The organism is Pseudomonas sp. URMO17WK12:I7, from assembly GCF_003269045.1.
Taxonomy (GTDB): domain Bacteria; phylum Pseudomonadota; class Gammaproteobacteria; order Pseudomonadales; family Pseudomonadaceae; genus Aquipseudomonas; species Aquipseudomonas putida_J.
This window is the reverse complement of the sequence record NZ_QLTL01000011.1, coordinates 99,142-117,472: the sequence shown is the minus strand read 5'-3', so window position 1 is coordinate 117,472 and position 18,331 is coordinate 99,142. Positions and strand designations below refer to the sequence as shown.

General features: G+C 64.1%; 20 protein-coding genes and 1 pseudogene. 9 read left to right on the top strand and 12 right to left on the bottom strand.

Annotated elements, in window-relative coordinates:
- Positions 1–29: 29 nt before the first annotated feature.
- Both H040_RS16570 and H040_RS16565 read right to left on the bottom strand, forming a co-directional pair.
- Entirely contained in the window at positions 30–632 is a 603-nt protein-coding gene (locus H040_RS16570; protein WP_027916810.1) for a helix-turn-helix domain-containing protein, read from the bottom strand.
- A gap of 39 nt (positions 633–671) precedes the next feature.
- Positions 672–2,624, bottom strand: a complete 1,953-nt coding sequence (locus tag H040_RS16565) for an oxidoreductase (RefSeq protein ID WP_027916809.1) — start codon at positions 2,622–2,624, stop codon at positions 672–674.
- A gap of 188 nt (positions 2,625–2,812) precedes the next feature.
- On the opposite strand from H040_RS16565, the gene H040_RS16560 reads away from it, so the two are divergent.
- Entirely contained in the window at positions 2,813–3,856 is a 1,044-nt protein-coding gene (locus tag H040_RS16560; RefSeq protein ID WP_027916808.1) for an ABC transporter substrate-binding protein, read from the top strand.
- Positions 3,857–3,982: 126 nt separating this feature from the next.
- Positions 3,983–4,750 (top strand): annotated as a pseudogene (locus tag H040_RS16555) (class II aldolase/adducin family protein); the annotation flags it as partial.
- 137 nt (positions 4,751–4,887) lie between these two features.
- Here H040_RS16555 and H040_RS16550 read toward each other — a convergent pair.
- Positions 4,888–6,285: a purine-cytosine permease family protein gene (locus H040_RS16550; RefSeq protein ID WP_027916806.1), complete on the bottom strand. Its 1,398-nt coding sequence runs from the start codon at positions 6,283–6,285 to the stop codon at positions 4,888–4,890.
- Positions 6,286–6,520: 235 nt separating this feature from the next.
- Here H040_RS16550 and H040_RS16545 point away from each other — a divergent pair, with 235 nt between their 5' ends.
- From H040_RS16545 to H040_RS16530, 4 genes are all read left to right on the top strand, one after another.
- Positions 6,521–7,408: an EamA family transporter gene (locus tag H040_RS16545; protein ID WP_027916805.1), complete on the top strand. Its 888-nt coding sequence runs from the start codon at positions 6,521–6,523 to the stop codon at positions 7,406–7,408.
- A 195-nt stretch (positions 7,409–7,603) separates the two neighbouring features.
- The gene (locus H040_RS16540) at positions 7,604–7,924 is read left to right on the top strand and encodes a YbjQ family protein (RefSeq protein WP_027916804.1); all 321 of its coding nucleotides are present in this window, start codon (positions 7,604–7,606) and stop codon (positions 7,922–7,924) included.
- A 137-nt stretch (positions 7,925–8,061) separates the two neighbouring features.
- On the top strand, positions 8,062–8,250 hold the full coding sequence (locus H040_RS16535; RefSeq protein ID WP_027916803.1) for a hypothetical protein: 189 nt from the start codon (positions 8,062–8,064) through the stop codon (positions 8,248–8,250).
- A 160-nt stretch (positions 8,251–8,410) separates the two neighbouring features.
- Positions 8,411–8,713 (top strand): hypothetical protein, encoded by a 303-nt coding sequence (locus tag H040_RS16530; RefSeq protein WP_027916802.1) that lies wholly within the window; start codon positions 8,411–8,413, stop codon positions 8,711–8,713.
- Here H040_RS16530 and H040_RS16525 read toward each other — a convergent pair.
- The 3 genes from H040_RS16525 to ampC all read right to left on the bottom strand — a co-directional run bounded on the left by H040_RS16525 (position 8,704) and on the right by ampC (position 10,980).
- A complete protein-coding gene (locus H040_RS16525) occupies positions 8,704–9,126 on the bottom strand; it encodes a group II truncated hemoglobin (RefSeq protein ID WP_027916801.1) in 423 nt (140 codons plus the stop codon). The genes H040_RS16530 and H040_RS16525 overlap by 10 nt on opposite strands.
- An 89-nt stretch (positions 9,127–9,215) precedes the next feature.
- Positions 9,216–9,548, bottom strand: coding sequence for a hypothetical protein (locus tag H040_RS16520; RefSeq protein ID WP_027916800.1), 333 nt, complete (start codon positions 9,546–9,548; stop codon positions 9,216–9,218).
- 295 nt (positions 9,549–9,843) lie between these two features.
- Complete coding sequence (ampC, locus tag H040_RS16515) at positions 9,844–10,980, bottom strand: class C beta-lactamase (protein ID WP_027916799.1); 1,137 nt, start codon at positions 10,978–10,980, stop codon at positions 9,844–9,846.
- Between the two features lie 119 nt (positions 10,981–11,099).
- On the opposite strand from ampC, the gene H040_RS16510 reads away from it, so the two are divergent.
- Positions 11,100–12,092: a bile acid:sodium symporter family protein gene (locus tag H040_RS16510; RefSeq protein WP_027916798.1), complete on the top strand. Its 993-nt coding sequence runs from the start codon at positions 11,100–11,102 to the stop codon at positions 12,090–12,092.
- A gap of 123 nt (positions 12,093–12,215) precedes the next feature.
- Here H040_RS16510 and H040_RS16505 read toward each other — a convergent pair whose 3' ends face one another.
- Entirely contained in the window at positions 12,216–12,809 is a 594-nt protein-coding gene (locus tag H040_RS16505; protein WP_027916797.1) for an eCIS core domain-containing protein, read from the bottom strand.
- Positions 12,796–13,359 (bottom strand): TetR/AcrR family transcriptional regulator, encoded by a 564-nt coding sequence (locus H040_RS16500; protein ID WP_027916796.1) that lies wholly within the window; start codon positions 13,357–13,359, stop codon positions 12,796–12,798. Before H040_RS16500 ends, H040_RS16505 begins: the two co-directional genes overlap by 14 nt.
- A gap of 88 nt (positions 13,360–13,447) precedes the next feature.
- On the opposite strand from H040_RS16500, the gene H040_RS16495 reads away from it, so the two are divergent.
- A complete protein-coding gene (locus H040_RS16495) occupies positions 13,448–14,179 on the top strand; it encodes an SDR family oxidoreductase (protein ID WP_027916795.1) in 732 nt (243 codons plus the stop codon).
- Positions 14,180–14,205: 26 nt separating this feature from the next.
- A complete protein-coding gene (locus H040_RS16490; protein WP_027916794.1) occupies positions 14,206–14,799 on the top strand; it encodes a 2-hydroxychromene-2-carboxylate isomerase in 594 nt (197 codons plus the stop codon).
- Positions 14,800–14,837: 38 nt separating this feature from the next.
- Here the strand turns inward: H040_RS16490 and H040_RS16485 are convergent, their stop codons facing one another.
- The 4 genes from H040_RS16485 to H040_RS16470 form a co-directional block, all read right to left on the bottom strand.
- Complete coding sequence (locus tag H040_RS16485; protein ID WP_027916793.1) at positions 14,838–15,383, bottom strand: cupin domain-containing protein; 546 nt, start codon at positions 15,381–15,383, stop codon at positions 14,838–14,840.
- A gap of 79 nt (positions 15,384–15,462) precedes the next feature.
- The gene (locus tag H040_RS16480; protein WP_027916792.1) at positions 15,463–16,668 is read right to left on the bottom strand and encodes an MFS transporter; all 1,206 of its coding nucleotides are present in this window, start codon (positions 16,666–16,668) and stop codon (positions 15,463–15,465) included.
- A gap of 86 nt (positions 16,669–16,754) precedes the next feature.
- Positions 16,755–17,288, bottom strand: a complete 534-nt coding sequence (locus H040_RS16475) for a cytochrome b (protein WP_027916791.1) — start codon at positions 17,286–17,288, stop codon at positions 16,755–16,757.
- Positions 17,285–18,331, bottom strand: coding sequence for a catalase family peroxidase (locus H040_RS16470; RefSeq protein WP_027916790.1), 1,047 nt, complete (start codon positions 18,329–18,331; stop codon positions 17,285–17,287). Before H040_RS16470 ends, H040_RS16475 begins: the two co-directional genes overlap by 4 nt.

The following is an 18,331-nucleotide window of genomic DNA, read 5'->3' as shown; positions in this document are numbered from 1 at the left end:
GATGTTACGGGGCCAGCTGGCAGATCTTTTCAAAATGTTGGCGGGGTGATTACCCAGATCACCACGGCGTCCACTTCACCAGGGTTGCCATAGCGGTGTGGCGCCTGGCTGGAGAAGCTGAAGCTGTCGCCTTCGCCCAGCAGGAAGTGGCGCTCACCCACCCATACCTCGAAACTGCCCGAGAGCACATAACCCGCTTCGTCACCCTCATGGCTGTAGCTCTGCTGGCTGTAGGTGCCCGGTGGAAAGCGCGAGTGCAGCATCTCCAGCTGGCGGTTGGGTTGCGGGGTCAGCAGCTGGTCGACGATGCCGTCCTCGTAATGCACGCTCAGCCGGCTGTTGCGCCGCACCACGTAACCCTGGTCTTCGGGGGCGGTAGTGGCTTCGCTGGCGAAGAACCACTGGATGGTCACGCCGAGGCTGCGGGCGATGTTGAACAGCGCCGGGATCGACGGGTACGACAGGTTGCGCTCCAGCTGGCTGATGTAGCCGGCGGTCAGCTCACTGTGCGCCGCCAGCTCTGCCAGGGTCATGCCGCGGCGCTTGCGCAAGCCGCGGATGCGGCCGCCGAGGAACTGCGGCGCGGCGCCGCCATCTTCGGCGGCGGGCGGGATCTGGGGGTGCTGGCTCATGCGTTTCGGTCCATCGGGAAAGCCGCAGTATGGACAGGCTCAGAGTGCCCAGGCAACTGTCAGGCCGTCGTGGATGGCCTCTTCGACCGTGCGTGGGGCCAGGCAGTCGCCGATGCGCCGTACCTCCACCAAGCCTGCCAGTTCCGCCGCCAGGGTGTCCTGCGGTTGATGGCCGAGGCACAGCACCAGGCTGTCGATGTCCTCGAAGATCATCGGTTCACCGCTGGCGGTGTGCTGCAGGTACACGGTGTTGTCGTCGCTGCCGTACAGGCGGGCATAAGGCGTGATCGGTATGCCCAGGCGGTGCAGTTCGCCGGCCAGCTGGTCGCGTACATACAGCGGCAGGCTTTCGCCGCAGTGGGTGCCGTTTACTGCCAGCTGCACCTGGTGGCCGTCGCGCACCAGGCGCTCGGCGATGCCCGGGCCGATCCAGTCGCTGCGCCAGTCGATCACCAGCACCGAGCGGCCGAGGCTGACCTCGTTGCGCAGTACCTGCCAAGCGTCCACCACCTGCAATTCGCCGCTGCGTTCGAACGATGGCCAATAGGGCGTGGCGCCGGTAGCGGCAATCACCAGGTCGGGGCGTTCACGCTCGACCAGGGCGCGGTCGACACGCGTATTACGTACTACGCGTACGCCTGCCAGTTCCATCTCCCGCTGCAAATTGGTACTGGCGCCGCCGAACTCGCTGCGCCGCGGCAGCAATTGTGCGAGCTGTATCTGGCCACCGAGTTGTGTACTGGCTTCGTACAGCGTGACCTCATGCCCACGGGCCGCGGCAACGGCTGCAGCCTTCATGCCGGCGGGGCCGCCCCCGGCCACCAGGATGCGCTTGCGCACGGTAATGGGAACCGGTGTTTCATACTGCAGTTCGCGGCCGGTTTCCGGGTGCTGGATGCAGGAGATCGGCAGCCCTTTGTGGAAGTGGCCGATGCAGGCTTGGTTGCAGGCGATGCAGGCACGCACGTTCTCGACCTTGCCGCCTTCGGTTTTGGCCGGCATCTGCGGGTCGCAGATCAGCGCGCGGGTCATGCCACACACGTCGGCCTGGCCACGCGCCAGGATCAGTTCGGCTTCCTGCGGCTGGTTGATGCGCCCGGTGACGAACAACGGAATGTTCAGGTGCTGCTTGAAGGTCCCGGCCTCGCGCGCCAGGTAGGCCGGCGCGACAGCCATGGGCGGCACGATATGCACGGCGCCGCCCAACGACGCAGAGGTGCCGGCGACGATATGCAGGTAGTCCACCTGATCTTGCAGGGCTTGGGCGGCGGCGAGTGACTCGTCTTCGCTCAGGCCCTCGCTGTCGCGCTCGTCGGCACTGATGCGCAGGCCGACAATGAACTGCTCGTCGGTGGCCGCCCTGACTGCCGCCAGCACTTCGCGCAGAAAGCGCAGGCGCTGTTCCAGCCCGCCGTTGTAGCCGTCGTTGCGCTGGTTCACCCGTGGGTTAAGGAATTGCGCTGGCAGGTAGCCGTGGCTGGCCACTACCTCGACACCGTCCAGGCCGGCCTGGTGCAGGCGCCGGGCGGCGCTGGCATAGCCCTGGACGATCTCGTCGATCATCGGCTGGTCCAGCGCACGCGGCATCACTCGGAAGCGTTCGTTGGGTACCGACGAGGCCGAGTAGGCCACCGCCAGCAGGCCGTCCGCCGATTCCATGATCTCCCGCCCTGGATGGAACAGCTGCGACAGCACCACCGTGCCGTGGGCATGGCAGGCCTCGGCCAGGCGCCGGTAGCCGTCGATGCAGGCGTCGTCGGTGGCCATCAGCACGTGCGAAGTGTAGCGGGCACTGTCGTGCACCCCTGCCACTTGCAGCACGATAAGGCCGACGCCGCCGGCGGCACGGGCGCGCTGATAGGCGATGAGCTTGTCGTTGACCAGGTTGTCGGTGGGCAGGCAGGTGTCGTGGCCGGTCGACATGATGCGGTTTTTCAGGCGTTTGCCGCGGATCTGCAGGGGTTCGAACAGGTGGGCGAAGGCGGTCGTCATGCGGGCGGCTCCGGTGCGGTGTTGTTCTTGTTTTTCTCATGAAAGTGTAGCGGTAGTAAAAAATCAACTTGTTTTTTTACTGGTGCCGGACTAGCTTTTTCCCAGCCACGGCAGTGGCGCGTGACCTCACCAAAACAAGAAACGGGCCTTCGAGCTCTCGCTGGAAGGTACCGACAGGAGGCAACTCGATGCAGGCATTTCCCCGCAATACCGGCCTTTGCGCAGCGCTGTTGGCCGTAGGCCTGGGCAGTGTGCAAGCGGCGCCGCAGATGGTCGTGGTCGGCTATGGCGGCGCCGGTCAGAAAGCCCAGGATGTGGCGATCTTCCAGCCTTTCAGCGCCCAGGACGGCAGCAAGTTGATCCAGAGCGAATACAACGGCGAGATGGCGCGCATCCAGGTGATGGCCGATACCGGTAATGTCGACTGGGACGTGGTGCAGATCGAGGGGCCGGACCTGATGCGCGGCTGCGACGAAGGGATCTACGAGCACCTCGACTGGCAGCGGCTGGGGCATGCCGCCGAACTGATCCCTGCTGCCGCCCAGGACTGCGGCTCGGCAGCGCTGGTGTGGAGCGTGGCGATTGCCTACGACCGCAACAAGCTGGCCCAGGCGCCGAGCTCTTGGGCCGATTTCTGGAACGTGCAGAAGTACCCGGGCAAACGCGGGCTGCGCAAGCGCGCGGTGTATAACCTGGAGTTCGCCCTGTTGGCGGACGGGGTCAAGGTTGAGGACGTGTACAAGGTCCTGTCGACCCCGGCAGGTGTCGAACGTGCCTTTGCCAAGCTGACTGAACTCAAGCCGTATATCCAGTGGTGGGATGCTGGCGCGCAGCCGGCGCAATGGCTGACGGCGGGTGATGTGGTGATGACCTCGACCTACAGCGGCCGCATCGCCGTGGCCGCGCAGCAGGGCAGCCCGCTGGCGGTGGTCTGGCCTGGTAGCCTGTATGGAATGGACTATTGGGCAATCATCAAGGGCTCCAAGCATGTCGATCAGGCCAAGCGGCTGATCAGCTATGCCAACCAGCCGGATACCCAGGTGCGTTATGTCGAGCAGATCCCCTATGGGCCGACCAACACCCAGGCGGCGGCCAAGCTTGACCCGGCGCTGGCCAGCTGGGTGCCGACCTCGCCGGAAAACCTGCAGGGCGCGCTGGCGATGAATGTGGAGTTCTGGGTCGACCATGGCGAAGAGCTGGAACAGCGCTTCAATGCCTGGGCCAGTAAATGATGTAGCTTATCGGGGCCGCGTTGCGGCCCATCGCCGGCAAGCCAGCCGCCGCACACGCAAACCTGCGCGGTACGTGTGGGCGCTGGCTTGCCGGCGATGGGCTGAACAGCAGCCAAAAAAACAACAGGAAGAACAACCATGACCGCCACGGAACAGACCCTGCGCCAGCAACTGGCCGCCTGCTACCGCCTGATTGCCCATTTCCGCATGTCGGACCTGATCTTCACCCATATTTCGCTGCGCCTGCCAGGCCCCGAGCACCATTTCCTGATCAACCCCTATGGCCTGTTGTTCGACGAAATCACCGCGTCGAGCCTGGTGAAAATCGACCTGCAGGGCCAGCCGGTAGAGCCCACCGAACACCCGGTCAACCCGGCCGGGTTCGTCATCCACAGCGCCATCCATGCCGCCCGCGAGGATGCCCAGTGCGTGCTGCACACCCACACCCGCGCCGGTTGCGCGGTGGCGGCGCTGGAGTGCGGGTTGCTGCCGGTCAACCAGATGTCGATGGAGTTCCATGGCAAGGTCGCCTACCACGCTTACGAAGGCATTGCCCTGGACCTGGATGAGCAGCAACGGCTCGTGGCGGACCTGGGCGACAAACCGGTGATGATTTTGCGCAACCATGGCCTGTTGACCACCGGGCGCTCGGTGGCCGAGGCGTTTCTGCGCATGTATTACCTGGAGAAGGCCTGCGAGATCCAGCTGGCGGCGCAGAGTGCCGGGCCGCTGGTGCTGCCCCCGGAAGCGGTGTGCGCGCATACCGAACGGCAGTTCAATGAGCCGATGCGGGGCTTGAAACAGGGCGAGCTGAATGACCCGGATGCGCTGCAACTGGCCTGGGGGGCTTTGTTGCGAATGCTGGAGCGGATTGCGCCTGATTATCGAAACTGACTAACCACTCGTTCGCGGATAAATCCGCTCCTGCAACGCCAGTGGACTTGTTGTAGGAGCGGATTTATCCGCGAAGGGCCGGCACTGGCGATCTTGGTACACGGCCATTCGCGCGTTCAGTTTCGGTGGCAACGCGATCAGCGCGCCTGCGGCACGATCATGCTGGCCGGTGCCTCTGCGGCCCGCCGGCGCGCCACCCAGTAGTACAGCACGCTAGGCACCACCAGCCCGATCAGCCATGACACATCCACGCCACCCAGGTGCGCGACCATTGGGCCGGTGTACAGCTTGGTATCGATGAACGGCATCTGCACCAGCACGCCGAGTGTGTAGACGCTGATGCCAGGCCAGTTCCAGCGGCCGTAGCGTCCCTCGGGGTCAGCCAGGGCCGGGATGTCGTAGCGCTCTTTGGTGATGAAGTAATAGTCCACCAGGTTGACCGCGCTCCAGGGCACGAAGAAGGTCAGCAGGAACAGGATGAACGACTTGAATGCACTGAGGAACGAATGCTGGCCGAGCAGGGCTACCAGGGTGGCGGCGCCGACGATGGCCAGCACGAACACCAGGCGCTGAACGCGGCTGATCGCCAGGTGGCCACGAAAGCCGCTGATGATGGTGGCGATACACATGAAGCTGCCGTAGGAGTTCAGCGTCGAGATGGTCACCTTGCCGAAGGCGATGCTGAAGTACAGCAGCGCAGCGGTGGTGCCGGCCCCGCCGAGGCCGACGATGTAGGCCACTTCACGTCCGGAAAACTCCCCGCCGGCAATCGCTGCGGCGAACACGCCGAGGATCATCGACGCTTGGGCGCCGATGACCGAACCCAGGCCGGCGGCGAGGAAGGTCTTCACCGGCGAGGTGCTGCTCGGCAGGTAGCGAGAGTAATCCGCCACGTAGGGGCCGAAGGCGATCTGCCAGGAGGCGGCCAGCGACACCGCGAGCAGGAAGGTGGCCCAGCTGAAGTGGCGGTTTTCAAGCAGTTGGCCGATGTCGGCAAGCATGAGGATGCGGCTGAACAGGTACACGAAGGCAATGATGCCCAGCACGCTGGCGACCCGGCCGATCCAGTGGATCACGCGATAGCCGGCCAGGGTGGCGAGCACGATCACCGAGGCGAAGATGAGGATGCCGGTGCTGTCGCTGACACTCAGCAACTGGCCGATGGCTTGCCCGGACAGCACCGTGCCGGTGGCGGTGAAGCCCAGGTACATCAGGCACACCAGCACCATCGGGATGGCCGCGCCATAGACACCGAACTGCACGCGGCTGGAGATCATCTGCGGCAGGCCAAGGCGCGGGCCCTGGGCCGCATGCAGGGCCATGACCGCGCCGCCGATGAGCTGGCCTAGCAGCAGGCCGATCAACGACCAGAACACGTCGCCGCCCAGCACCACGGCCAGGGCGCCCGTGACGATGGCGGTAATCTGCAGGTTGGCACCGAGCCACAGGGTGAATTGGCTGTACAGCTTGCCATGGCGCTCGGCTTCGGGAATGTAATCGATAGAGCGCCGTTCGAGCACGGATTTGCGAGACATTTGTGGGCTCCACTTCATTGTTTTTGTGTCAGGGAGAGGGTGACGCCTGCAGGCCGCGCAGATGGCGTCTGCCTGATATGAGCATGTCTATACAAGTAGGGTCAAGTGAAGCCTGCAAGGGCATAACAGCCAATCTGTTGTACAAGGGTTGGCCACAACTGTGCTGGTCCCTGGCGGGAAAATGGCCTTATGCTGTTACGAAATATGTCTAGAACGCCTGAAGAAGGAAGCTGCAATGCCGCTCAAGGACCTGCTGATCGCCCTGGTGGTGATTGTCGCCTGGGGAGTCAATTTCGTGGTCATCAAGGTCGGCCTCGATGGCTTGCCGCCGATGCTGCTGGGGGCGTTGCGCTTTTTGCTGGTGGCGTTTCCGGCGGTTCTTCTGGTCAAGCGGCCGAAGCTGCCATGGCGCTGGCTGATTGCCTATGGCGCGACCATCTCCCTGGGCCAGTTCGCCTTCCTTTTCCAGGCCATGTACAGCGGCATGCCGCCGGGCCTGGCGTCGCTGGTGCTGCAGTCACAGGCGTTCTTCACCCTCGGCTTTGCCGCGCTGTTCCTTGGTGAGCGCCTGCGTCTGGCCAGTGTGCTGGGGTTGCTGGTCGCCGCCAGCGGCCTGGCGCTGATCGGCAGTGAAGACAGTGGCCATGTGCCGCTGTTGGCGTTGCTGCTGACCTTGTGTGGCGGGGCCATGTGGGGCATGGGCAACATCATCACCCGCCGCTTTGGCTCGGTGGACCTGGTGGCGATGGTGATCTGGGGCGGGTTGATTCCACCGTTGCCCTTCCTGGCCTTGTCGTGGTGGCTGGAAGGGCCGGAGCGGATCAGCCACTCGCTGGCCAATATCGGTTGGAGCTCGGTGCTGGCACTGGCTTACCTGGCGTTCGTTGCCACCATGCTCGGCTACAGCTTGTGGAGCCAGTTGCTGTCGCGCCACCCGGCAGGCAAAGTGGCGCCGTTTTCGCTGCTGGTGCCGGTGATTGGCCTCAGCTCCTCGGCCTGGTTGCTGGGTGAGCGGCTGACGGCGGTGCAAGGGTGGGGGGCACTGCTGGTGATGCTCGGCCTGCTGGTCAATGTGTTCGGGGCGAAGCTGGGGCAGCGCCTGCGGGCGGCCAGCGCGCAATGAGCTGAAGGCCCCATCGCCGGCAAGCGCGGCGCCCACATGGATCGGCCAGGTTTTAGAGGTTGAGCATGATAGAAGCGCCCACAGCTACTGCATACACCTGAAAAACCGTGAATCATTTGTGAGCGCTGGTTGCCGGCGATTGGTTTTTGGCGTTTGGTAGACTTGGTTTTTTTTTGCAAGGCCTAGGAGCTCAGCATGATCATCTCTACTACCAGCCAGCTCGAAGGCCGCCCGATTGCCGAGTACCTTGGCGTGGTCAGCTCCGAATCGGTGCAGGGCATCAACTTCGTGCGCGATTTCTTCACCCGTTTTCGTGACGTCTTCGGTGGCCGTTCGCAGACCCTGGAAAGCGCCCTGCGCGAGGCCCGCGAGCAGGCCACCGAGGAGCTCAAGGCGCGGGCACGGCAGTTGCAAGCCGATGCAGTGGTGGGCGTGGACTTCGAGATCAGCATGCCGTCAGTGCAAGGGGGCATGGTCGTGGTGTTCGCCACCGGTACTGCCGTGCGGCTGAAGTAGCTAAATGCCACTGGTCGGGTCTGCCGGGTTTGGCCGGGCAGTCCGCTTGTGACCGGCTAGTCTCACAGTCACAGGTCGCGTTTTTCAGGTCAGCCCGTTGTTGGCCGACGCGGTCGCCACTGACATGGAGACAGGGCATGAGCGAGTCCTTTTTCGAAGACACGAATGATGCATTCCCGATCAACAGCCAGGTGCGTTGTGGGCAGGCGGCATTTCGCCTGGGCTTTGCCCACATGACCCTGGATGAATCAGAAGACCTCAAGCCAGCCCACCTGCAGCGCAGCAAGAAGGGCCGCTTCACGCCAAGGGTGCCGGCCAGAAAGTAAGCCTGCGAAAAAGTGAACCTGCTCACACAACCCCGCCCGATGGCGGGGTTTTTGTTGGTGTTGCTTGATCCTGCTCATGGTAACCGCGAGTTGCCCTCGCGGCGCCTGCGCAGTTGTGGTCTTCTGGCGCGGCATTCAGGAAAGAGAGGATTGATTTTCCATGCGAGTCAGGGACGAGACCTATTGGCAGTGGGCCGATGCACAGTTGCATAGCCGCTGCCACGACGAAGTACTCAGCGACGGCACCACGCTGGACATCCAGGTGCGTCTGTCGCGGCTCGGCGCCACGCAGCTGTTCCTCGGGCTGTACGGCCAGGACGGCAGGGCGCTGCTGGAGGAGTACTACCCGGCGCGGCCGGGCGAAACCATGACCCGCGCGCTGGTGTGGGGAGTAGACCGGGCTCGGGCGCTGGCCACGGGTGCGTTGCCGTTGCCCGTGGCGCCGCGGCGCCTTCAGGCCTGAGGGTGGCGCGCGCTGGCGGCCTGGACGATGCGCTGGGCCGGCACCTGAAGCTGGCGCAGCAGGTAGTCGGCGAAAGCCGGCTCCCAAGGCTGCAAGGCGATGGCATCGCGCATGCACGTCAGCCAGATTCCCGCGTGTTGCGCGTCGATCGGCCATTGCGCATGGAACGACGGGATACCGATCGAGCCATAGCGTTCAGCGTACAGCGGTGGCCCGCCCAGCCAGCCACTGAGGAAGCACGCCAGCTTGTCGCGCGAGCCAGCGAGATCGGCCGGGTGCATCTGCCGCACCGGAGCGGCGACTGGGTTCTGATCCATCAGCCGGTAGAAGTCGTCGACCAGTCGGCGCAGGCCGTCGATGCCGCCAGCGGCCTGGTACGAAGCGTCGCCAGTGCCATATGCAGGGGTAGTCATGCTGGGCTCCACAATCACGGGCCGGCATTCTAGCAGGCATGAAAAAGCCCGGCCTATGCAGGCCGGGCTCCGTAAGTGGTGGCGAACCCTCAGTTCAGCGGTTCGATCACCTTGACTGCCTGCCGCTCACGGGCGGCGGGCCATTCTTGTTGCAGGGTCTGCAGGACGCGGCCGACGAACTCGGTATCGGCGGCGGCCTTCTTGCCGACGTAGCCCTGGCCGCGGCGGTAGACCTTGAAGCGTGCGCGCATGCTAGGCAGGTGCGCTTCAAATTCATCTTCGACAGTGTTCGGCGGCAGGCGGTCGATGCGCACCTCGCCGGTCTGGCTGACCCACAGCAGGTGGTCGTCGAGGCTGTCCTTGCGTACTGCGAACAGCTGGGCCAATTGGTCGATTGTCGGATTGTTGTTCAAGTTCATCATAAAGCCCCCATCACCTATTTGTTGTTGATTGTCACAGTTGGCGCCACAGGTTGTAGCGCACTACCAAGGCTGCTACAGCAGCATCGCAACAGGGGCTTTCTCACGCTGCCTTTTGGACAGATTCCCTCTCCACGGACGGCCTGCGTTACCGCGCAAACCGTCTGGAACACCCTTGCCACCGCTCCCGATCAGGGAGACGGCTTCATCATGCACAAGGGCGAGGAATGGCGTCAATGGTTTTGTAGTGAATATTTTTTCTCACTACATATTGTCTGACAATCCATCTGGCAGTGACTTAGCGGTCAAGTTTGGACAGGATCTGGAAGGCCGCGCGCACACGGGCTTCATTAGGGTAATTGCGGTTGGCGAGCAGGGCGATGGCCTTGCCTTCGGCTGGGATGAAGGCGGCGTAGACGCCGAAGCCGTTGGTGGAGCCGGTCTTGTTGTACCAGGCCGCCGGCAGTGCAGGCAGAGGCGGGTTCAGGCGCTGAGTGGCCTGGGGTTCGCGGATCAGCCGCGGGCTGTTGCCATCGACCAGGGTGTCCAGGCTGACCGGGTAGGGGTAGCGCTCCCAGCCCAGGCCCTGGGTCATGTTGCCGACGCTGAAGTAACCGGCCTGGGTGATGGCGATGGCTTTGCGCAGTGGCGCTGAAAGTTCGCTCGCTTGCATGTTCAGGCGCAGGTAACGCAGCAGGTCGCTGGCGCTGGTCTTGATGCCATAGGCTTCGTCGGCGTACGGGCCAGGGCTGACCCGCACGGGGCGGTTCTGCGCGTCATAGCCCTGGGCATACAGGCCTTGCTCGCTTTGTGGTACCTGCAGGTACGTGTGTCGCAAGCCCAGCTCTGGCAACAGGTGCCTGGTCATGACATCGGCGAAGGTGCGCTGCTGCGCACGCGCCGCAAGGTCGCCGAACAGGCCCAGGCTCGGGTTGGAGTAGCAACGCTGGGTGCCGTGCTCGCTGCGCGGCTGCCAATTGCGGAAGAATGCCAGCGTCTGCTCTGGGGTCTGCACTGCGTCCGGGAACTGTAATGGCAGGCAATCGGCGCTGTAGGCCCCGAACTCCAGCACGCTGAGGTCGCCTAGAGGCGCACCGGCAAGCGCTGGCTGGTAGCGCCGGGCAGGGGCGTTCAGGTCGAGCGTGCCTTCGGCGCTGGCCAGGGCGGCGAGGGTGGCCGTGTAGGTCTTGCTCAGCGAGCCGATCTCGAACAGCGTGTCGGCAGTTACCGCCTTGCTGTCGGCTTTGCTGGCCACGCCATAATTGAAGTAGTGGGCCTGACCGTTGACGTAGACCGCCACGGCCATGCCGGCGATGTCCTGCTCTTTCATCAGGGGCCGGATAACTTCGTCCACTTTGGCCTGCATCGGCCCGGCAGCGTGCGCCGAGGCGAGGCCGAACAGGATGAGCAGTGGGGCGAGACGTACACGTGGCATGCAAAGGTCCTATTTGTGAGAGTGTCCGTTGAGCGACACCGATGGGGGTTCCGGCGTTAGCAGGAAAAAGCCTCAGACCTTATCGTCTGCCCTTGCACAACGACAAGATGGAAAACGTTATGAAGTATTTGCGCATGTTGTTCGACAACTTCACCCTATGCCTGCTCGGGGTGGTACTGATCGCCACCGTGCTGCCTTGCTCGGGCGACGGCGCGGTGTATTTTGGCTGGTTGACCAACCTGGCGATCGGCCTGTTGTTTTTCCTGCACGGTGCCAAGCTGTCGCGCGAGGCGATCATCGCCGGTGCTGGCCACTGGCGTCTGCATCTGCTGGTGTTCTCCTGCACGTTCGTGATGTTCCCGCTGCTGGGCCTGGCGTTCAAACCGTTGTTCGTGCCGCTGGTGGGCAACGAGCTGTACCTGGGCGTGCTGTACCTGTGCGCGCTGCCGGCCACCGTGCAGTCGGCCATCGCCTTCACCTCGCTGGCCCGCGGCAACGTGCCTGCGGCCATCTGCAGCGCTGCCGCTTCCAGCCTGATCGGTATCTTCCTGACGCCGCTGCTGGTGATGCTGCTGCTGGGGGCCAGTGGCGATACCGGTTCGGGGCTGGATGCCGTGTTGAAAATTACCCTGCAGCTGCTGGTGCCGTTCGTGGCCGGGCAGATCGCACGGCGCTGGATCGGTGCCTGGGTCAAGAAGAATGCCCGCTGGCTCAAGATCGTGGACCAAGGTTCGATCCTGCTGGTTGTCTACACCGCGTTCAGCGAGGCCGTGGTCACCGGCCTGTGGCACACCGTGTCGCCACAGCACCTGGCGGGGCTGTTCGCCGTCTGCGGTATCCTGCTGGCGGTGGTGCTGTTCGGTACGCGAATGCTGGGCAAGGTACTGGGCTTCAACCTGGAAGACCGCATCACCATCCTGTTTGCCGGCTCCAAGAAGAGCCTGGCGACCGGGGTGCCGATGGCGCAGGTGTTGTTCGTGGGTAGCGGCATCGGCGCGATGATCCTGCCGCTGATGCTGTTCCACCAGATCCAGCTGATGGTGTGTGCGGTACTGGCGCAGCGCTATGCCAGCCGTGAGCAGGCGGTTGAGGGCGCTACCGCTTCTTCCTGATAGCTTCATGTTGTCTGTACTGGCCTTTTCGCGGGTAAACCCGCTCCCACAGGTACTGCACCACCTTCGAGCTTGGTGAATATCCTGTGGGAGCGGGTTTACCCGCGAAGGGGCCGGTGCAGTTTATCGGGCCTGCCCGGAGCTGCGCTCACGCAATGCCTTCCCCACCTCGGCCTCGATCTTGTAGGCCGGCCCCTCCAGTTCTTCGTAGTTGCGCGTATAGCGCCTGGCAAATTCATTCACCCCAAGCTGCTGATACTGCTGCACATGCTTCAGCTCATGGGCCCACAACGCCACGTTGTCCTCGGCATCACTGGCATGGCGGAAGATGATGGTGTCGATCAGTGTTACGGCGTTCACGTCCGGGTTCTGCAGCATGGCGTTGGCCGCCGTGACCTGCTGCTCGTCACCCACCCGGTAGCGAGCTGCATCGAGCACGGCAAAGTCGTACCAGGGTTCCAGTTGCGCGCGGACGTGCAAGGGGATCGGTTGAGTGCCATTGGCAGTGGCCTCGTCTCGCGCTTGCTGCAAGGCGAACGCCAGGCTGCTCGACGCCGCGGTCTCGACATCCTTGAGGATCTGCCCGGCCTGGCCGGGGTCGATCGGCGCGCAGAAGCAGGCCATCAGGCAGACTTGGTACTGCCCGGGCGGGCAGGCCTGTTCGGCAAGCGCTGGCGCAGCCAGCAGCAGCGCCAACAGCAGGTTAACTCGCTTCATTCAATGCCCTGTCGACAAGCCGTTTACTGGCATCGAGCACCTGCTGTTGCACATCCTCGCTGGCCAGCATGCGCCCGACCACCACTGCGCCGACGCACTGGCTGATCAGCACCCAGGCCAACTCCGGGTCTTCGAGTGTTTCGCTCCACGCTGCATGCAGGCTCACCAGCCAGTGTTCGGCCTCCTCGCGCACAGGCTGCTCGGCGCGGGCGATTTCCACCCCCAGCGGCGGCAGCGGGCAGCCGCCTTCGGCATTGTGCAAGTGCGCCAGGCTCAGGTACTGCTGCAGGCAGCGGGCCAGGCGCTCGCGGCTGGCACCTTGGTTGGCCAGGCGCGCCAGCGGGCTGTTGCACAGCTCCTGGCGGACCACCTCGGTAAACAGGGCGTCCTTGGACGGGAAGTGATTGTAGAAGGCGCCGCCGGTCAGGCCGATGGCCTTCATCAACCCGGCCACGCCGGTGCTGGAAAAGCCGCCGCGCTTGGCCAGTGCGCCGCTGCTGGCCAGCAGCTTGTCGCGGGTTTGCTGCTTGTGATCCGTGGAGTAGCGCATGCACAACCTCTTCGCGCTGGCTTGACGATGGGGGCGATCATAACATAGCGTTCGTTTACTAAACGATCATTCATCAATGGGGGCAGGCATGACAGAACAACAAAAAGTGGTGCTGGTGATCGGTGCCGGGGACGCCACGGGCGGGGCGATCGCCAAACGTTTTGCCCGTGAGGGTTACGTCGCCTGCATTACCCGCCGCCAGGCCGAAAAACTCCAGCCGCTTATCGATGAAATCCGCGCCGAAGGGGGCCAGGCCCATGGTTTCGGCTCGGATGCGCGAAAGGAAGAAGAGGTTGCCGAGCTGGTCGAAACCATCGAGCGTGATATTGGCCCGATCGAGGCCTTTGTGTTCAATATCGGCGCCAATGTGCCGTGCAGCATCCTTGAGGAGACACCGCGCAAGTACTTCAAGATCTGGGAAATGGCCTGCTTCGCTGGCTTCCTCACGGCGCAAGCCGTGGCCCGGCGCATGGTCACCCGTGAGCGCGGCACCATCCTCTTCACCGGCGCCACCGCCGGTACTCGGGGTGCTGCCGGTTTCGCGGCGTTCGCTGGCGCCAAGCACGGGTTGCGCGCGTTGGCCCAGAGCATGGCGCGGGAGCTGGGGCCACGGAACATCCATGTTGCCCATGTGGTGGTGGATGGTGCCATCGATACTGCGTTCATCCGCGACAGTTTCCCTGAGCGCTACGCGCTGAAGGACCAGGACGGCATTCTCGACCCGGCGCACATCGCCGACAGCTATTGGTTCCTGCATGCCCAGCCCCGCGATGCCTGGACCTTCGAACTGGACCTGCGCCCGTGGATGGAGCGCTGGTAAGCCTGACTGACCAAGGAGTGTGACGCATGAGCAAGACCGTGGAGTTTTACTTCGACCTGGGCAGCCCGGCCAGCTATCTGGCCTGGACCCAGTTGCCTACCCTCTGCGCCCGAAATGGCGCAACCCTGGTGTACCGGCCAATGCTGCTGGGCGGGGTGTTTCAGGCCACCGGCAACGCTTCGCCAGCAATGGTCCCTGCCAAGGGCCGCTACATGTTCACCGATCTTGGGCGTTATGCCCGCCGTTACGGCGTGCCGTTCGGGATGCCGCCGGGGTTTCCGGTAAACACGCTGACCCTGATGCGCGGCGTGATCGGCATGCAGCTTCGTTCACCCGGGCAGTTTGACGTGTTGGTGGCGGCACTTTTCAGGGGACTATGGGCGCAACAGCGCAACCTGAGTGATGCTGCGACGCTGGATGAAACCCTCGGTCAGGCGGGTTTCGACCCTGCGGCATTTCATGCCCTGGCGGCGGATGGCGAGGTCAAGGCTGAACTGAAACGGGTGACTGAAGAGGCCGTGGCGCGTGGTGTGTTTGGTGCGCCGACGGTGTTTGTCGAGGGTGAGATGTTCTTCGGCCAGGATCGCCTGGATTTCGTCGAAGAAGCGCTGGCTCGATGAGGCAGGATGGCCTCGCCAAGGGCGAGGCCCTTCCGGATTCAGAAATTTGCCGGGGTGTTGGCGCTGATGATTTCCGCCTCGTCCTGGCCAATGTTCTTGAAGCTGTGCGGCAGGGTAGTGGGGATGTAGTAACCATCGCCTGAGTTGAGGATGCTCACCTGGCCATCGACCCATAGCTCCACCGTGCCACGAGTGACCAGGCCACATTCTTCGCCTTCGGCATGCACGATCGGCTCGCCGGAGTCGGCACCCGGCGCGTAGAGCTCGCGCAGCATGCGCATCTGCCGGGCTTCGACGCTGGCGCCGACCAGCAGCATGCGCAGGCCGTTCCGGCCCAGGTCCGGTTGCTCGCTGGCGCGGAATACGAAGCGCTCTTCCCGCACCGGCTCGTCGAAGCTGAAGAACTCGGCGAGGGTCATGGGGATCCCTTCGAGGAGTTTTTTCAGGGAGCTGACCGACGGGCTGACCCGGTTCTGTTCGATCTGCGAGATCGTCGAATTGGTCAACCCGCTGCGGCGGGCCAGTTCCCGTTGGGAGAGGTTGTTGCGTTCACGCACCAGTTTGAGTCGCGTCCCCGTGTCCATAGCCGCCTTGTAATCAGAGGTGTTTAAAATAATTAGCGACGCATTAAAACACACTCTGCGCGCTTGCGCGCTGTGCTTGTCAGGCCCGTTGCTCGCACGGCAGCGGCCATAGCCCGACCAGCAAAAGCAACAGCGCCACCGCCAGGAACGGCAAGCGCGGGTCCACGGCATAGACCAGCGTCCCGGCCAGTGGGCCGATCACCGCGCCCATGCCCTGGGCTGCACCAATGGAACCTGCGGTGGCGCCTTGTTCCGAGGCCTGCATGGCATTGGCCGCCAACGCGGAAAACGCCGGGAACACGAAGCCCATGCCAGCTGCGGCGACAAAGTAGCAACTCCATAGCCACGGCGCCGTGGTGGCCAGTGCGCCACAGGCAAACCCCAGTGCCGAAACACTGGCGCCGACCCGGATCATCTTCAACGGCGGCCACTCCAGCTGGCGCAGCAACACCTGCGACAGGATCAGCGCCACCCCGACGGTGGTCAGGGCGATGCCGGCAGCCTGGGCGGCATCAGTCGGCGCCAGCTGCAGGCGGTCGAGGGCGAAGAAGCCGACGACGATCTGCGACACCGTGACGCTGAGCATGGCGCTGAACGCCACCAGCAATGGCCGGCGCAGGCGTGGGTCGCTGAGCCGGACGGGGCTGGGCGCAGGGTTCTGCGCAAGGGGTTGTGGTTTGAGCTTGAACAGCAGCACCAGGAAGGCGCTGGCCGGCAGCAGCGACATGACATGGAACGGCAGGCTGAGGCTGTGCTGTGCCAGCACTGCCGCCAGCGCGGGCCCCACCACCAGGCCGACGGCATTCGCCGCACCCAGCGAAGCCATGGCCCGGGCCCGGCGCTGTGGTTCGACATGGTCGGCAATGAGCGCGTTGCAGCCCACCGGGATGGCGGCGTAGAAGGCGCCGATGCAACCGCGGGCCAGCATCAGGCCGAAAAACGCCAGGCCCGCCCCCGGTAGCCAGCGCAACGCCCCCTCCACAAACAGGCACAGCAGCCAGTAGGCCAAGGTGAAGCCGGCGCTGCCCAGCAGCAGGATAGGGCGGCGCCCCAAGCGGTCAGACAACCGCCCCCACGGGCGCGCCAGCAGCACCCAGACCACGCCGGCCACGGTCACCGCCGCGCCAGCTTGCCAGGTGGCCATGCCCAGCAGGCGCGAGATCGGCCCGATCAGTGCGACAAAAGCCATCATCGACATGGTGCAGGCCATGTTGGCCAGCAGCAGCGGGCGCATGTCCAGGGTGTTTGCAGGGGTAAGCAGGGCAGGGTCCTTTGCGGCATTCATCGGGCAGTCCAGGCGAGTCGACAGAAAGTTGCCGAGCTTAATGAGAATTATTGCTTTTTGTCGACCCCGCCCGGGTTATCAGCCTTTCATTCGCTGCGCCGCACGGGGCCTGGCCACATGCTACGCAACACGCCGTCCCGGCGCACCAATGCATGCATCAGCGCCGCCCCCAAATGTACCAGCACGGTGGCGAACAGCAGATAGCCAGCCCAGCCGTGCGCCTGGCGCAGCACGGCATATAGCTGCAGGTCGTGCGGCGCGATGGCCGGCAGTTGCAGGGGGCGTGGATAGCCACCTGCCGATAGCATCGCCCAGCCCAGCAAGGGCATGGCCAGCATGAGGCCATAGAGCAGCAAATGCGAGGCGCCTGCGGCAAAGCGCTGCAAGGCCGGCAGGTCGGTTGGCAGCGGCGGGTGTGGCAAGCTCAGGCGCAGGCCTATGCGCACGATGACCAGTATCAGCAATGCCAGGCCCGTGGCCTTGTGCAGTTCGACCAGCAGTGGGTGACGTGGTGACAGATCACCGACCATGCTCACGCCGATGAACAGCATGCTGATGATCAGGATCGCCATCAGCCAGTGAACCAGGCGTGCCAACGGGTGGAAGACTTCGGGTTTCATCGCTGTGCTCCTGCGCCGAGAGACTCGCGGCTGCGGCGGTTGAAGGATTCCGAGTAAGCGGCCGAACGTGCGGCGAGGATCGGGTCGGCGGAGGGCTCGATGCCGCTGGGCAGGATCAACGGGTCGAAGTTCAGGTCACGGCAGGCGCCTTGCTCGGGGGCGTCCACCTGTTCGACCACCAGGGTGCCGGCATCGACGCTGCGCCGCTCGGCTGGCCATGGGCGGGCCGGGTCGTCCACGGCATCGCCCGGGTCTGCCAGGACCAGGCGCAGGGTCCAGCGCAGCGGCCCTTGGGCCAGGCGCTGTTGCAGGTCGTGCTGAAGGAACTGCTTGTCATCGACCTGGCCGGGCAATGCGCTGAATGGCGTTTGCGGTTCAAGCTGCCAGCGTACCGGTTGCGCCTTGCCGTTCGCATCGATCAGGCGGAAGGCGTTGATGCTGTGGTACTGGGTGCTGGCGAAGCTGTCGCTGGGTTTGTAGCTGGCCGCCCACTGGCGAAACGCTGCGCTTTCCGGATGGGCAGCGAAAAATGCCTGCAGCTTTGCCGGGTCTGGCTTGCCGGTGGCCGGGTCGGGGGCGCCTGCCAGTACCTGGTCGTAGAAACCCTGCGGGTTGCTGACCGCCAGCACAGGTGGATTGTTCATGCCGGTGCGCCAGATCTGGCCGTCATCGGTGCTTAGCTGGATCGCCAGGCTGCGCACCGGCACGCCGGTGTCAGGGGCAAACGGGTTGGCACCGCCGATGGCGAAGCGGCCGATCACCGGCACCCGCGCCTGGCTGAAGGCCCGTGCGGTCGACAAGTTTGCGGCCTGCCCGCTGGGCTGGAAGTAGCCACTGATGCAAAGGCCCTTGGCGTGGTTTTTGCGATAGCCCGGATAGTGGCCGGCCTGGGCCTCGAAGGTATCGATGATGCGCTGCGGTGTCAGCTGCGGCCCGCCGATCCAGCCGGCCGCATAGGCAAAGCCGGCGCCCAGCGCCAGCATCACGGCGCCTATGCCGGCCAGGCGCAGCGCCTTGGCGGGGCCTTGCAAGGGTGAGTTCAT

Excerpts from the sequence above, each read along its gene's own strand:
- H040_RS16570 (WP_027916810.1), bottom strand. The coding sequence starts at position 632 with ATGAGCCAGCACCCCCAGATCCCGCCCGCCGCCGAAGATGGCGGCGCC.
- H040_RS16565 (WP_027916809.1), bottom strand. The coding sequence starts at position 2,624 with ATGACGACCGCCTTCGCCCACCTGTTCGAACCCCTGCAGATCCGCGGC.
- H040_RS16560 (WP_027916808.1), top strand. The coding sequence starts at position 2,813 with ATGCAGGCATTTCCCCGCAATACCGGCCTTTGCGCAGCGCTGTTGGCC.
- H040_RS16550 (WP_027916806.1), bottom strand. The coding sequence starts at position 6,285 with ATGTCTCGCAAATCCGTGCTCGAACGGCGCTCTATCGATTACATTCCC.
- H040_RS16545 (WP_027916805.1), top strand. The coding sequence starts at position 6,521 with ATGCCGCTCAAGGACCTGCTGATCGCCCTGGTGGTGATTGTCGCCTGG.
- H040_RS16540 (WP_027916804.1), top strand. The coding sequence starts at position 7,604 with ATGATCATCTCTACTACCAGCCAGCTCGAAGGCCGCCCGATTGCCGAG.
- H040_RS16535 (WP_027916803.1), top strand. The coding sequence starts at position 8,062 with ATGAGCGAGTCCTTTTTCGAAGACACGAATGATGCATTCCCGATCAAC.
- H040_RS16530 (WP_027916802.1), top strand. The coding sequence starts at position 8,411 with ATGCGAGTCAGGGACGAGACCTATTGGCAGTGGGCCGATGCACAGTTG.
- H040_RS16525 (WP_027916801.1), bottom strand. The coding sequence starts at position 9,126 with ATGACTACCCCTGCATATGGCACTGGCGACGCTTCGTACCAGGCCGCT.
- H040_RS16520 (WP_027916800.1), bottom strand. The coding sequence starts at position 9,548 with ATGATGAACTTGAACAACAATCCGACAATCGACCAATTGGCCCAGCTG.
- ampC (WP_027916799.1), bottom strand. The coding sequence starts at position 10,980 with ATGCCACGTGTACGTCTCGCCCCACTGCTCATCCTGTTCGGCCTCGCC.
- H040_RS16510 (WP_027916798.1), top strand. The coding sequence starts at position 11,100 with ATGAAGTATTTGCGCATGTTGTTCGACAACTTCACCCTATGCCTGCTC.
- H040_RS16505 (WP_027916797.1), bottom strand. The coding sequence starts at position 12,809 with ATGAAGCGAGTTAACCTGCTGTTGGCGCTGCTGCTGGCTGCGCCAGCG.
- H040_RS16500 (WP_027916796.1), bottom strand. The coding sequence starts at position 13,359 with ATGCGCTACTCCACGGATCACAAGCAGCAAACCCGCGACAAGCTGCTG.
- H040_RS16495 (WP_027916795.1), top strand. The coding sequence starts at position 13,448 with ATGACAGAACAACAAAAAGTGGTGCTGGTGATCGGTGCCGGGGACGCC.
- H040_RS16490 (WP_027916794.1), top strand. The coding sequence starts at position 14,206 with ATGAGCAAGACCGTGGAGTTTTACTTCGACCTGGGCAGCCCGGCCAGC.
- H040_RS16485 (WP_027916793.1), bottom strand. The coding sequence starts at position 15,383 with ATGGACACGGGGACGCGACTCAAACTGGTGCGTGAACGCAACAACCTC.
- H040_RS16480 (WP_027916792.1), bottom strand. The coding sequence starts at position 16,668 with ATGAATGCCGCAAAGGACCCTGCCCTGCTTACCCCTGCAAACACCCTG.
- H040_RS16475 (WP_027916791.1), bottom strand. The coding sequence starts at position 17,288 with ATGAAACCCGAAGTCTTCCACCCGTTGGCACGCCTGGTTCACTGGCTG.
- H040_RS16470 (WP_027916790.1), bottom strand. The coding sequence starts at position 18,331 with ATGAACTCACCCTTGCAAGGCCCCGCCAAGGCGCTGCGCCTGGCCGGC.